The sequence below is a fragment of the Desulfosporosinus sp. FKB genome (assembly GCF_002196705.1).
GTDB lineage: Bacteria > Bacillota > Desulfitobacteriia > Desulfitobacteriales > Desulfitobacteriaceae > Desulfosporosinus.
Map to the genome: position 1 here is coordinate 162,118 of NZ_NADJ01000040.1, position 12,315 is coordinate 174,432.

Consider the following 12,315-nt stretch of genomic DNA (forward strand, 5'->3'; position numbering starts at 1 on the left):
ACGTTGCAATTATAATTATAGCCTTATTACTCTCAACGTCAACCTTACACAGAATGAACTCATTCAGCTAAAGCCTACCCCTCTATTTCCAATCATTGAGGCGTTGCGCTATATCCTCAATGTCACCGTCAAGCAAAGTTCGCACATCGAAAAGTACCCAATCCTTCTGGATGCGGGTTAGAATCGCTGCAGGACCCAAACGCAGGAACTTTTCCAGTTCGTTAACACTTCCTTGCTTAGGACGTACAGAGCAAACCCATGTTGGGAGATTTACTGTAGGCCATGCCCCGCCTCCTACTTGCGATACATCCTCTTGGATTACCACAGAAATAGTCTTATTCAGTTCCAAAACAGATTTCAGCTCCTCTGCCTTGGCTTTCAAGTCCTGGGAAGAATAGGAAAGCATTCTCCAAACAGGGATTTCCCCGCCCTCTCCATTTAAGTACATTCGGAGCGTTCCTTCTAAGGCAGCTAACGTCAACTTATCAATTCTCAGAGCTCTCGTCAATTGATTCGTTTTCAGGCGATCAATAAAACGTCGTTTGCCGACGATAATCCCGGCCTGCGGGCCACCTAACAATTTATCACCGCTGAAAGTGACCAGGTCCAGCCCAGCCTTTACTGTTTGCTGAACCGTTGGTTCAGGAGGGAAACCCAAACTTGTCCCATCAAAAAAACTCCCGCTTCCTAAATCCTCCATAACAGGAATACCCCGTTTTTCTCCAAGCTCAACCAACTCTGCTCCAGCAACGGCATGAGTAAAGCCTTCCAGTCGATAATTACTGGTATGAACCTTCAAGATAAGGGCTGTTTCCGAGGAAATCGCATCTTCGTAATCTCTGTACCAGGTCTTATTTGTACTTCCCACCTCAACGAGTTTTGCCCCTCCGGCTTTTAAAACTTCAGGTATTCGAAAGGATCCTCCGACTTCAACTAATTCGCCGCGGGAAACAATAACTTCTTTGCCCAAGGCAAACGTATTCATCATCAGCAGTACAGCTGCAGCATTATTATTGACTACCATAGCCGCTTCTGCACCGGTAAGTTCACAAAGGAGCTGCTCGACAAGAGAATAGCGTGAGCCCCGTTCTCCAGTCTCAATATTCAATTCCAGATTACTATATCGTTCAGCTTGAGCAGCCACGAAGCGGGCAATTTCCGGAGCAAGAAGTGCTCGGCCGCAATTTGTATGTAAGACAACGCCAGTGGCGTTAATCACGCGGCGCAAATTTGTTTCAGGATTAGCCAAGGCTTGAAACAGTTCGTCCAGCAGCCACGGCCAAAGCTCCGCTTCAACATCCTCACCCCAATCCGATGTATTTCTGTAGACATTTTCCCGCGCTTTTTGTAAAAGCTGTCGAACGCAATGTTTTATCCGGGGCAAGCTTCTCTTATTCGTCAAGAAGGGACCGAATTCCGCCTCTGCTTCCAGACGAGCCAGCACTTCATGAACTGCAGGAAGTGCTCTTAAACGCCGTTGTTTATCTTCCTCCATCGGTTAACACTCCTTACAGGCCGTTTTTTAAGCGACCAATTATACATTCTTAAGGCTTGCACACTTTTTAGGATTTCGACATCCAAATTAGCATATGATATAGTCACAAGCTTAATTGAGGAGGAATTTCATTGTCCAGCACAAATTTGACTCAGCCATTACGCCAGCCAGCTCAACAAGCTGTTATCATTTCATTTTCTGAACTTGCTCGCAAGAAAAACCGATTCCAGCCCTGCATCTTTTGCGGAGAAACCATGGAGGTTCAAAAGTTTAAAGGCAAAAATGTTTGCACCCGCTGTTTACACCAGATACCGGCAATATTTTCCTTCGGCTGAGGCAAATTACCTTTGCTAATGTATGTCTTATCCTCGAACTTATGGGAGCTGAGGGTAAGCTTAATATTTAAGATTATAATTAAGAGCCTTCCGTCACTTACGTGTCGTGAAGGCTCAATTTTTTTAGATAGCATTACTATCTTATTGACAGTCCCAAGTCTTAGCTTATCTGTTTTATTTGTTCTCCTTCGGCTCGAGCTTATTAAAGGAATTATTGAGTACCTGCACTGCCTTTTCGGGAATAATAACCGTCCCATGTTCGCCTAAGAAAGCGCTCGCAATAGCTACAATTTCCCCGTATTCATCGAGAATAGCTTCGGCCAAGAGTCTCTTCTTCCCTGCTCCCATCCGACTTAAGATAAGGTAATATTCATCTTCAAACAGATAGAGGCTTGAACGCAATTGGTTAAATGCAGGTAATCTTCCCACAGCAGAAACCACATCTTCGAAATCAGCAAAAACATAAACTAATTCCGTTACACGTCCCTTTACGGGTTTGCGTACAGCCTTTTCCTTGATCAACCCTTCGAGTTGTTCTTCTTGCTTCATAATGGTTATGACAAACTCATCATTGGTCGCCACAGTAGCCTGAATCCAAAAGGGTTGGTCTAAATTGAATTCAACTTCTTCTCTCGCTTGCGCAATGAGTTCCCAAAACAATTGTTCCGTTTTTGCTGATCGTTGAAACAAATCAGCCATCGTAATATCCCTGTCAGTTAGTTCTGTCAAGGAGATAAAGATGCGGATGGTATGCTCATTAACTTTTTGTACACGCATATCCCCACTCTCCTTTCCGCATCAAGCTCATACCCTATCTTATTCTCATTATATCATATTAAGCCAGTACTTTTTCAGATAAAACCATAGATATTGACGATCTTTATAAAACTTTAATAAATTCAAAATATCGGTCATTAATCCCTAAAATTTTTTCCAGTACTGAAAGTAGTCTTTCCTGGTTGAGGCTTAATCAAACCCCCTCTTTTTATCCAATTTTAAAGGAATTTTTACTTTAATGCAAACTTTTAAGAACCTGACAGCTCACAACATCTCTCCGCACCGGTAAATACGTTAATTTAACCTGGTCTTCAAGCTTAATCTGCCCATAAGCCTTCTGATCAATATAAAAGGGCTGTTGTTTCTTCTTGTCCCCGACTTCCAGAACATAGGCCCCTAACCTCGAATCATATACTTTACCCATAACTGAGCCTTGCATAACCCCTGGCTGCTTAAACCAGTCCGGCTGGGACAGTAATAACAATTCTGTATAGATACCTAATACTCCTGTCCAAATCAGAACTTTCAGCCCAAGCACTATAAAACCCAAGACATCATGTTCAAAACGCCAGGTATGCCTGGATTTCCATCCCAAGCGCCCAAGAACAACCCCCCAGATCAAAACAAGCCCGATCAGATTAGGCCAGGTCGCACTCCAAAGATAGCGATAATAAGCTGCCATTAGTTACCCTCTTTAAAAAGTTTGTTTATTTAAGATTGTTATTAATCATCTTAGTTTTGACAAGATTTAAAGTTGATTGTTCAAACTTTAATTAAATTTTTTCGTATCCCCCATGATAAATTTATATTAAGGAAAATTATTCACGACTAAAGAAATACGTAACCATAGGGGTTGAGTTTAGCAGCAAGCAAATTCTTCCTTAAACTTAAATATACCGTCCTATAAGCAGTTTTATATCTTTTATATCTTATGTATCATTTTTTATCCTTTTGGCATTGTTTTGAATCCTTATTAACAATGTTACCAAATAATAATTTTTACTTAATAACTTATTTCTTTAATTTTATAAATTGTTTTCTTTAAAGTCAATATAAATCAGCTTTTCTTTGAGGAATTATCTTTCATTCCTAATGATCTGCTCTAAAACAAAAATAACCTCGCATAGAGGTTATTTTTGTTTATGATACAACAGAGTTCATATCCAGTGTATAAGTATTACCCGAGCCGTCAATCACCTGGATCTCTATTTTTTTCCCTTTTAACGAGCTCAGTTTTGCAGTGAAATTCCCATTGTTATCAGGTTTCACCGATTTTAATAATTTCGGAGTTGCCGGCAAAGTATCGTAGATATTGACGACTGCATCAAGATTTACACTTCCGTCAATTTCAGTGGTTGCAGCGTCAATTCCGCTTAAAACGCCTGATCCATTGTCCATGAGCGGAGGGGTAAGCTGTAGTCCAAGTTTATTTATGGGCTGCTCTACATTGATGAACGTCTCCAGCGGGGTAGCCATTTGCCCGCCCGATACCGTCAATTTATAACTGTGTTTCTTATATTCGGAGCTTTTCCCATCAACCACTAAAGTGTAAGTTCCGGTAGGCAGGTAAACATTAAAATTTCCATAGGAATCAGTCGTGGTGCTCCAAGTGGTCGTGGAGTTCGATATGTTGACTGCTACAGGTGCGGGTCTGATTGACTGTTGGTCCAGATTGTCAGGCACAATACTGCCGCCGATTGAACCTGATTTTCCCTTAGTTATCCCTGCTTCTGTCGGTATAACCAGGGATACCTTCCTGACCGACGATGACCCATTTGTCGGGACTGTAATCTTTGATAATTTAACAGTTTCTGTCGTCAACATATTATTGACTGTACTGATATATTTGATAAAATAATCGCCGCTTTGGCCTATAGAAAAGGTGAATTTTCCAGTTGCATAGTCATTGAAAGTCGGTGCCATAGTATTCCCATTGGCATCAACCAGGGATAGAGAGCCAAAGTTGTAACTTGACGGACCCAGCTTAAGATCGTCAGTAACATCAACTTCAAGTAAAAGCCCTGCCAAAGAGTCTACACTAAAGGGGACAACAATCTGCTCACCGAGGGGAGAACCGCCTTGATCCGTTACGGCATTGGTTATATACAAAAAATAATCCTCGCCCGACTTATAAGGACTCGAAGGCGTTACTATGGCAGAAAGGCCATCATCCGACACCTTTACCGTTGTCGAAAATTTCTTTTGTTTACTGTCCGTTACATACAATGTTTTGTTATTGACACTCGAACTCAAAAGGGGATTATTAAAGGAGATTTTCCATACCTTGTTGACATCGTTGACAGTAACTGTCGGCCATATCTTAAAACCTAAGGCAGATGCAGGTGAGGTGGCCGCTAAAACTGACGCAGCAGGCAGAAGCAGTAAAACAATTGTCAAAAAGCAAGCGATCCACCGAGTTCTTTTATTCACGCTACCATCCTTCCTGAAAAATTCTACGCTTCCCAATCTCTTTGATTCAACCCGGACATTATTTTTTGTACATAATTTTGAGTTTCTTTATAGGGAGGAATCCCCTGATACTTATCAACAGCGCCGGAACCGGCATTATAGGCGGCTAAGGTGAGGGGAATGTTCCCTTGATAATGATCCAGCAAGTTCTTCAAAAGATGGGTTCCGCCGTCCAAATTTTGAATCGGATCATAGGCATTCTGGACACCATACGATGCAGCAGTACCGGGCATGAGCTGCATTAAACCCATAGCCCCTGCGGGCGACGTAGCGTTGGAATTAAATCCCGATTCTGCTTTGACAACCTGGCTTATAAGGTTTGAATCAACTCCATATTTTTGGGCCATGGAATTAATGAGGTTATCTAGGGAACCAGAACTTTTATTGACAGACTGAAGGTCAGATGAATCCTGATGATCATTCACTTGTGACCCTCCAGATCCGGCCGTTCCGCTTCCTATAGCAGCCTGGAGCAAGGCAGCAAAAAGCTGAGACCCGGAATTCCCGCTGTCTCCAAGATCATTCAGCCCATCATTCCCTTGCCCGGACTGCCAAGAAGCATTCATCTGCTGAACTTGAAAAAGAAGAAGCATTTGGGCAATATTCATTCCGATACCTCCTTTCTTGCTCTGATCCTAATTTCAACTACGATTATGATATCAATTGACTTAGCCCTTCAACCTCGCTGCTGCGCAGAATCTCCTCTGGGATAAGTTGAATGACAATCCTGTCGGGAAGATTGGCAATACCACCAATGAAAGGGGCGGTCAAGAGCGGAGGCGGAGGTGCGATATTCTCTAAAATCCGAACCTCCCGGACTTGATCCACGGCAAAACCAACATTCTCGCCATGAACCTCGGTAATTAAGGCAAAGGTGTTGCGTTCCTCCTGCTGAGTATCCTGGTCCGAATTATCCTTTGATCCTCCGAAACTAAACCGCTCGTGCAGATCAATAATGGGGATGGCCTCGTCCCGCAGGTTGATCAAGCCGCAGACATAGGAAGGCGCCTGCGGAATCGTTCGCAGCTCTCCCAAACGGGTAATTTCACGAATAATATCTATGGGCATGGCATATTCTTCTTCATTCAATTTGAAAATGACAACCTGAACTGACATGAATCCACCTTCTTAACTAATCTTCCCTACTTCATTGACAGCTTTGTCCAGCATACCGTCTTGAGTCTGAATTACTTTTTGATTCGCCTCATAGGCTTTCATGACCGTCATCATTTGAACCATTTGACCCGAAAGATCGACGTTCGATGCTTCAATAGAACCCTGAAGCACTTGGGGGGTTGCAGACCCTTGAACCGGCTGAGAGGAGCTGTATAGTGATTGTCCTTCACGAGTTAAGGCTGTTTCCGGGATATCAACAACCCGCAGGCGATCGACGACCTGCCCTTTATCCATAACAGTCCCGTCAGCCGTAACGCTAAAATCAGAACTAAGAGGACCGATTGAACCTTTCTCACCCTGCACTGCATACCCATCGGGAGTCTGCAGCATTCCATTGGCATTGAGCTGAAAATGACCGTTGCGGGTATATCGTTCTCCTTGCGGCGTCTGAACTACAAAATATCCCGGCGAGGTTAAAGCTAAGTCTGTCTTAAGATCTGTCTTTTCTGGAGCACCCTGGACATTAGACACCGAACCGCGGTCGACACTAACCCCTGTTACCATGGAACCGATAGGTGTAACCTCCGAACCCATGTTTCCAGATTCTATACGATCCGTAAGAATGGAGTCAAAAGCCCGATTGCTGGCCAGCTCTTCTTTATACCCCGGTGTCCTTACATTTGCAATATTATCGCCAATAACTTCACTTTGGGTTTGAGTTGCCAGCATTCCCAAAGCTGACGTATATAATCCTCGAATCACTCGACTCCCCGCCTTATCGATCTAATTTTAACTTATTTCTCAATAACCATCCGCAGTAATCCTAATTGTGAAGAGATTGTATGGGCGAGAGACTCATAATAAAGGCCGTTTTCGGCAACATTGGACATTTCCTTATCAATATCCACATTGTTGCCGTCATTCCGTAATGATGTGGATTGATCGATAACAACTCCGTTATTATCCGGTCCTAAGACACCGGAAAGGTGCTGGGAAAGAGTTTCTTTCATAGGTAATACTCCGCCGTCTTCACCTAAGGCTGCCCCTAACACCGTTTGAAAGTCTACATCAGAGCGTTTGAAATTTGGAGTATCGGCATTGGCCACATTATTGGACAATACCTGTTGCCGTAAACTAGAAGCCTCAAGGCCCTTTTGCAAAACGCTTAAGACCGGACCATCTAACCAACCGGGCATAGTTCTTACCTCCTAATGGTATTGGCAATTCCCCACATCTGATCTCCGTCAGAGATCAAGCGAGCATTCAATTGGTAGGCCCGCTGAGCCTGGATAAGATCTGCCATCGAAGTGGCCAAATCTACATTGGATTGTTCCAGAGACTGGCCGCGAATGGTTCCTAAGGTGACATTCCCCATGGTGCTCCCAGGTTGTCCAACCTGGGGCGCCCCGGAATTAGCCGTTGCCGTATAGAGATTATCGGCAGTTTTAGATAATCCTTCAGGGTTTTGAAAACCTACCAGAGAAATTTGTCCGAACGTCGTCTCTCGGCCTGCAACATCTCCAGTTACTTCTCCCTTGTCTGAAACCTTTAAGTTTGTTGCTCCGGCAGGAATCGTGATGCCAGGCTGAAGCAGATTTCCCTGCATATCCGCAAGCTGCCCCGAACCATCAGCCTGAAAATTCCCCACCCGTGTATAGGCTGTATTTCCATCCGCCGTCTTAACCTGAAAGAATCCCGCCCCATCAATACCCAAATCCAAGGGGCTATCTGTGGGAGAAAGTGTGCCTTGTTGGAAGTTAGTTCCGATACCATTTGTCAGAACCCCGGCCCCAACCCCGGTAGTAATCGCTGTATTCCCGGTAAATTTGGGATTAGCCGTCTGAACTTGCGTCGACAAAGCCTCGGCGAAATCCACTTGACTTTCTTTATAACCCAAAGTATTCACATTGGCAATGTTATTGCCTATGGTATCAATCGCCACCTGCTGCGCACGAATACCCGCCGCACCAGTTCCTAATAGGCGCATAAAGCAGCCCTCCGTGTTCTTTCGCTGTGTTTATGTACTTTTAATCATAGCGAAAAATAGTATTCTAATGTGATTACTTTACTTAATCAGTTAATCATTAACTACGTTTAAGGTCAATCAATTCTTGTAAAAGGGTATCCGATACGGTGATTACCCGGGAGTTGGCTTGGAAACCACGCTGAGCAGTAATCATATCGGTCATCTCCTGGGAAAGGTCAACGTTGGACATTTCCAGAGCGCTGGTGACTAAGGAAGTTCCCGTAGGATAATCATTACCAGAACCTCCGTAGAGTGTAGCAGCACCGGAGTTGTTAGAAGGTAAGTAATAATTATTACCAATGCTTGTCAGTCCAGCATCATTTGGAAATTCTGCAATCGCAATATTAGCCGTCGTCACAGTTCCACTGCTATCAGTAATTGTTACAGTTCCCGTTGAATCGATTGTATAAGAAGAACCAGTTGGAATATTTATAAGACTACTACCATCTGCTTGTAGTACGTATGCGCCTGTTGCCGGATCTACTAAATTTCCATCAGCATCTTTTGAAAATGCACCTGAACGCGTATAAACTGTCTGTGAACCATCCTTTAAGGCAAAAAATCCCGGCCCCTGGATCATCATATCCAAGGGGTTACCTGTAGTCTGATTACTTCCCTGAGTCATAATTTGGTTAATTGCTCCTACCGAAGTCCCTAAACCGACCTGAATCGGATTTGTACCTCCTGTAGTACCAGTGTTTGGCGTAGACGCACCTCTCATAGATTGGCTCAAAGCAGTAGCAAAGGTCACATTGCTCCTCTTAAAGCCCGCTGTATTGACATTGGCAATATTATTACCAATAACATCCATTTTTGTTTGGTGAGCTTTTAATCCAGAAATTGCCGAATAGAGCGAACGCATCATAACCGTATTTCCTCCTCTTTATGTTTCATGCATTTACTGTTATGTCAAAGGTTAATGACAAAGTAATCATAAGTAATATTAGTTAGTAGTGCTATTTGTAGCACTACCCGTACCGGTAGTATCAGTCGTACTCGTTGTACTGGCAGTCTGCTGATCCTGAACTTGAGTAATCATGCTCATTTCCAAATCTACCAGCGTTCCGTCGGACTCGCGAACCTGAAGCTTGGGGTCGCCGTCAAGCCACTTTACCGCTTCGACGGTACCGGTAATTGGAGTGGTGCCATCTGTATCCAGCCCGCTTACCGACTTGCCAATCAATGATGCACCTTGAGCAAGCAATGATTGTTGATTGTAAGCAGAAAAATTTGTATTCAGCGTATCCATGGCAGTGGCAATATTGGTCATCTGCTCCAACGAACTGAACTGAGCCATCTGGGCAATAGACTGAGTATCATCCATAGGATTCATGGGATCTTGGTTTTCCATCTGAGTTACGAGCAGCTTGAGAAAATCATCTTTTCCAAGGGTTGAATTGCTATTTGTCTGTTGTGTATTGCTCGTATTGCTTGTACTAGCTGCGGAATTCGTTCCATCGATTGTATTACTCAAGGCTATGCCTCCTTTTAAGCTGTAACATTGAGCTGGTTAGCCCCATCCTCTTCTAACGAAGAAATGTTAAGGATTGGTGCAAGATCTTCGTTCTCAGCAGAGGTTGTACTCCGTTGTTGAGATTGAGTGGATTCTTGCCCCTGAGAGTTCTGTTTGTGATCCCCACCCAAGCCCATTTGCAGCATACCGCAGTTTATCCCTTGATTTGCCAGAGCTTGACGCAGATCCGGCAATTGATTTTGCAGCAGCTGGCCAGTTGCCGCTTGAGAAGCCTGAACTTGAAGGTGAACCTGCCCATTTTCCCAGCGCAAATCAATTTGGATCTTACCCAAATCCGCCGGCTGAAGCTGAATGTCCAGCTGTTTCAAATCCTGTGGCTTATTCATAAGCTGCTCAGTAACTGCCGCAGAAATTTGTTGATAAACTGGAATAGCGGCTGTCTTGCCGTCTGTGACGGTAGCCGCCGTAATATTACTGGTTAACCCCATATTTAAAATAGGATTTTGATTTTGATTTTGCAAAGTTTTTACTTCTGAAGGTTCATTGGATTTCGTACCTGTTCCATTAATAAGTTCTTCGTTAAGAATCCCCTTGGCCTTTGTCAGCAAAGCTGTATCCTTGGAGCCGTTGTCTCCATTACCCAAGAGTGAATTCAAGAATGTTTGCAAGAAAGCCTCTGCGTTGGATACAGAACTGTTCTTAGCAAATCCAGTTACCGAACCATCAGTCTTTGGCGACAAAACTATATCTTTGGTTTCCCCGTTGTCATCACTTAACAAAGTGCTTAGAGCTGCCAGCAAAGAAGTCTTTGTGTCCTGCGCATTGTTATTCTCGTCAAACCCGGACCCCGTGGCTGAAACATCGCCTTTTGCCGGCAAAAGCGTATCCTGATTCCCTTTTTCCTCTTCACTCATTAAAAAGCTAAGAAGAGCTTGCGAAAAAGTATTCAAATCCAAATTAGAGGCGTTATCCTTGCCAACCCCTATTGCCAGACCAGCAGCCGATTCTTGACTTACCAATTGCCCGCTTACATCTTGCTGAGCATTTTGAACAATTTGAGATGCTTGGGGGTCTTGACCGCCATCGCTTGCAGTCATAAGCCATCCCTGGATGATTTTCGCGAAATCTTGGCTGAACGCAGCATCACCATTTTTCAGGTTAATTCCTGAATTTGAGACCGTACTTTTTCCTGAAATATCAGTAATCTCACCAGAAAGTTTTTCCAAAAGATCTGCGATAACCTGTTTATAATTATCCAATTCCGAAATTACGGGGTTATCCCCCTGAGATTTCACCATCGTCGTCCCTAACTGGGAAGAAACCTCATCTGAAGACTGAGAAAGAAGATTCATCAGAGCTAACTCAAGATTCTTACCTTCTAACAGCGAATTCTTAGCTGTTGATGAGTTAGCAGTTACGGAATTTCCCGTCCCCAGGCTTGCTTCGTTTCCGGAATTGGCCTCCTTGCCTGCCGGAAGTTCGTCCTGCAGCATCAGCTGAGCAAGAAAAGGCAACGCCAAATTAGCATATCCTATCACACTTCCCTGTTCATTGGATGTGTTCTCTGAGATATGCTTGGAGTCTTGGCTGTTCTGCTTTTCCTGTTCATCGTGACTTGCTCCAGAACTCTGCCCTTTCGTATCTGCGGCTGACTTACTTTGAATCTGACCGTTAAGCATTTGTGCAAAAGCACTCGCTGCATTGCCGGAACTGGCTGCCGCAGTTTTTCCCTTGGTGGTTGATGTATTTCCTATCTTGCTGCCGCCCTTAGGGACTTCCGAAAGGACATCAATACTTGCCATGCCTGCCATCACCTCCTTCATAACTCTATTAGTTTTATCGACAAAGTTCCCCTAAAACATTAGAACGTTAGAACAAATTTTTCTTCTGGCGGCTGAGCCTTCCGCGCAAACGCATAATCGCTTGAGAATGCAGCTGAGATATTCTGGATTCCGATAATTTCAAGACAGCAGCAATTTCTTTTAACGTAAGTTCTTCTTGATAATAAAGAGCAATGACTAACTTTTCTTTCTCCGGCAATTTTTCTACAGCCAGAGCAAGGATCTTTTTTTGTTCCTCTTTTTCAATCGCCTGGTAAGCCTCTTGAGCGTCATCATCAATCAATAAATTAAGAGGCGAACCGCTGCTGTCGCCTTCATTATCGACTGTTGTTTCATCAAAGGACGTCAAGGTCAGCACCTGAGCTTGAGCCAAAATCCCTTCGATTTCCTCAACCTTAACGTTCAGCATTTTAGCCACTTCTTCAGAAGTAGCTGCACGTCCCAGCTGGCATTCCAGCTCTGCAAAGCCGTCTTGAACTCGCTTTACTTTTTGTCTGGCAGAATGAGGAACCCAATCCATCGTTCGTAATCCGTCGATCATAGCTCCTCGAATCCGGATGGAAGCATAAGTCTCGAATTTAAACCCACGAGCAGCTTCGAATCGATCAATGGCATCGAGCAGCCCGAAAACCCCATATCCCATGATATCATCTTCCTCAATATGGGGCGGGAGGGACATGGATAAACGTCCGGCAATACGTTTGACTAAAGGCAAATACCGTTCAATATACTCTTGTTTCAATTGTCCCCGTGAAACGGATTCATAAGCATTTGGTATCAAG

At 43.9% G+C, this 12,315-nt stretch carries 14 protein-coding genes; 1 reads left to right on the plus strand and 13 read right to left on the minus strand.

Annotated features, from left to right (window positions below):
• Positions 1–82: 82 nt before the first annotated feature.
• Positions 83–1,495: an L-seryl-tRNA(Sec) selenium transferase gene (gene selA, locus B5Y67_RS22250; protein WP_088228577.1), complete on the minus strand. Its 1,413-nt coding sequence runs from the start codon at positions 1,493–1,495 to the stop codon at positions 83–85.
• A 131-nt stretch (positions 1,496–1,626) separates the two neighbouring features.
• Here selA and B5Y67_RS22255 point away from each other — a divergent pair, with 131 nt between their 5' ends.
• Complete coding sequence (locus B5Y67_RS22255; protein WP_088228578.1) at positions 1,627–1,830, plus strand: hypothetical protein; 204 nt, start codon at positions 1,627–1,629, stop codon at positions 1,828–1,830.
• Between the two features lie 174 nt (positions 1,831–2,004).
• Here the strand turns inward: B5Y67_RS22255 and B5Y67_RS22260 are convergent, their stop codons facing one another.
• The 12 genes from B5Y67_RS22260 to B5Y67_RS22315 form a co-directional block, all read right to left on the minus strand.
• Complete coding sequence (locus B5Y67_RS22260; protein WP_088228579.1) at positions 2,005–2,607, minus strand: adaptor protein MecA; 603 nt, start codon at positions 2,605–2,607, stop codon at positions 2,005–2,007.
• Between the two features lie 235 nt (positions 2,608–2,842).
• A complete protein-coding gene (locus tag B5Y67_RS22265) occupies positions 2,843–3,289 on the minus strand; it encodes a hypothetical protein (RefSeq protein ID WP_088228580.1) in 447 nt (148 codons plus the stop codon).
• A 458-nt stretch (positions 3,290–3,747) separates the two neighbouring features.
• Positions 3,748–5,037 (minus strand): Ig-like domain-containing protein, encoded by a 1,290-nt coding sequence (locus B5Y67_RS22270; protein ID WP_170932774.1) that lies wholly within the window; start codon positions 5,035–5,037, stop codon positions 3,748–3,750.
• Positions 5,038–5,060: 23 nt separating this feature from the next.
• On the minus strand, positions 5,061–5,684 hold the full coding sequence (locus B5Y67_RS22275; RefSeq protein WP_088228582.1) for a lytic transglycosylase domain-containing protein: 624 nt from the start codon (positions 5,682–5,684) through the stop codon (positions 5,061–5,063).
• A gap of 43 nt (positions 5,685–5,727) precedes the next feature.
• Positions 5,728–6,192, minus strand: coding sequence for a chemotaxis protein CheW (locus B5Y67_RS22280; protein WP_088228583.1), 465 nt, complete (start codon positions 6,190–6,192; stop codon positions 5,728–5,730).
• A gap of 12 nt (positions 6,193–6,204) precedes the next feature.
• Positions 6,205–6,954, minus strand: coding sequence for a flagellar hook-basal body protein (locus tag B5Y67_RS22285; protein ID WP_088228584.1), 750 nt, complete (start codon positions 6,952–6,954; stop codon positions 6,205–6,207).
• A gap of 32 nt (positions 6,955–6,986) precedes the next feature.
• Positions 6,987–7,388, minus strand: coding sequence for a flagellar basal body rod protein FlgB (gene flgB, locus B5Y67_RS22290; RefSeq protein ID WP_088228585.1), 402 nt, complete (start codon positions 7,386–7,388; stop codon positions 6,987–6,989).
• A gap of 5 nt (positions 7,389–7,393) precedes the next feature.
• On the minus strand, positions 7,394–8,179 hold the full coding sequence (locus tag B5Y67_RS22295) for a flagellar hook-basal body complex protein (RefSeq protein WP_088228586.1): 786 nt from the start codon (positions 8,177–8,179) through the stop codon (positions 7,394–7,396).
• Between the two features lie 97 nt (positions 8,180–8,276).
• Complete coding sequence (locus tag B5Y67_RS22300) at positions 8,277–9,083, minus strand: flagellar hook-basal body complex protein (RefSeq protein WP_088228587.1); 807 nt, start codon at positions 9,081–9,083, stop codon at positions 8,277–8,279.
• Positions 9,084–9,161: 78 nt separating this feature from the next.
• Complete coding sequence (locus B5Y67_RS22305) at positions 9,162–9,692, minus strand: flagellar hook capping FlgD N-terminal domain-containing protein (protein ID WP_088228588.1); 531 nt, start codon at positions 9,690–9,692, stop codon at positions 9,162–9,164.
• A gap of 14 nt (positions 9,693–9,706) precedes the next feature.
• Entirely contained in the window at positions 9,707–11,494 is a 1,788-nt protein-coding gene (locus B5Y67_RS22310; protein WP_170932775.1) for a flagellar hook-length control protein FliK, read from the minus strand.
• A gap of 67 nt (positions 11,495–11,561) precedes the next feature.
• Positions 11,562–12,314 carry a FliA/WhiG family RNA polymerase sigma factor gene (locus B5Y67_RS22315; RefSeq protein WP_088228590.1) on the minus strand — a complete coding sequence of 251 codons (753 nt, stop codon included), beginning with the start codon at positions 12,312–12,314 and terminating at the stop codon, positions 11,562–11,564.
• Position 12,315: the final 1 nt, after the last annotated feature.

What these genes read in the sequence shown, in the direction of transcription:
- flgB (WP_088228585.1), bottom strand. Translation starts at nt 7,388, where the DNA reads ATGCCCGGTTGGTTAGATGGTCCGGTCTTAAGCGTTTTGCAAAAGGGC.
- B5Y67_RS22310 (WP_170932775.1), bottom strand. Translation starts at nt 11,494, where the DNA reads ATGGCAAGTATTGATGTCCTTTCGGAAGTCCCTAAGGGCGGCAGCAAG.
- B5Y67_RS22275 (WP_088228582.1), bottom strand. Translation starts at nt 5,684, where the DNA reads ATGAATATTGCCCAAATGCTTCTTCTTTTTCAAGTTCAGCAGATGAAT.
- B5Y67_RS22300 (WP_088228587.1), bottom strand. Translation starts at nt 9,083, where the DNA reads ATGATGCGTTCGCTCTATTCGGCAATTTCTGGATTAAAAGCTCACCAA.
- B5Y67_RS22280 (WP_088228583.1), bottom strand. Translation starts at nt 6,192, where the DNA reads ATGTCAGTTCAGGTTGTCATTTTCAAATTGAATGAAGAAGAATATGCC.
- B5Y67_RS22295 (WP_088228586.1), bottom strand. Translation starts at nt 8,179, where the DNA reads ATGCGCCTATTAGGAACTGGTGCGGCGGGTATTCGTGCGCAGCAGGTG.
- selA (WP_088228577.1), bottom strand. Translation starts at nt 1,495, where the DNA reads ATGGAGGAAGATAAACAACGGCGTTTAAGAGCACTTCCTGCAGTTCAT.
- B5Y67_RS22265 (WP_088228580.1), bottom strand. Translation starts at nt 3,289, where the DNA reads ATGGCAGCTTATTATCGCTATCTTTGGAGTGCGACCTGGCCTAATCTG.
- B5Y67_RS22260 (WP_088228579.1), bottom strand. Translation starts at nt 2,607, where the DNA reads ATGCGTGTACAAAAAGTTAATGAGCATACCATCCGCATCTTTATCTCC.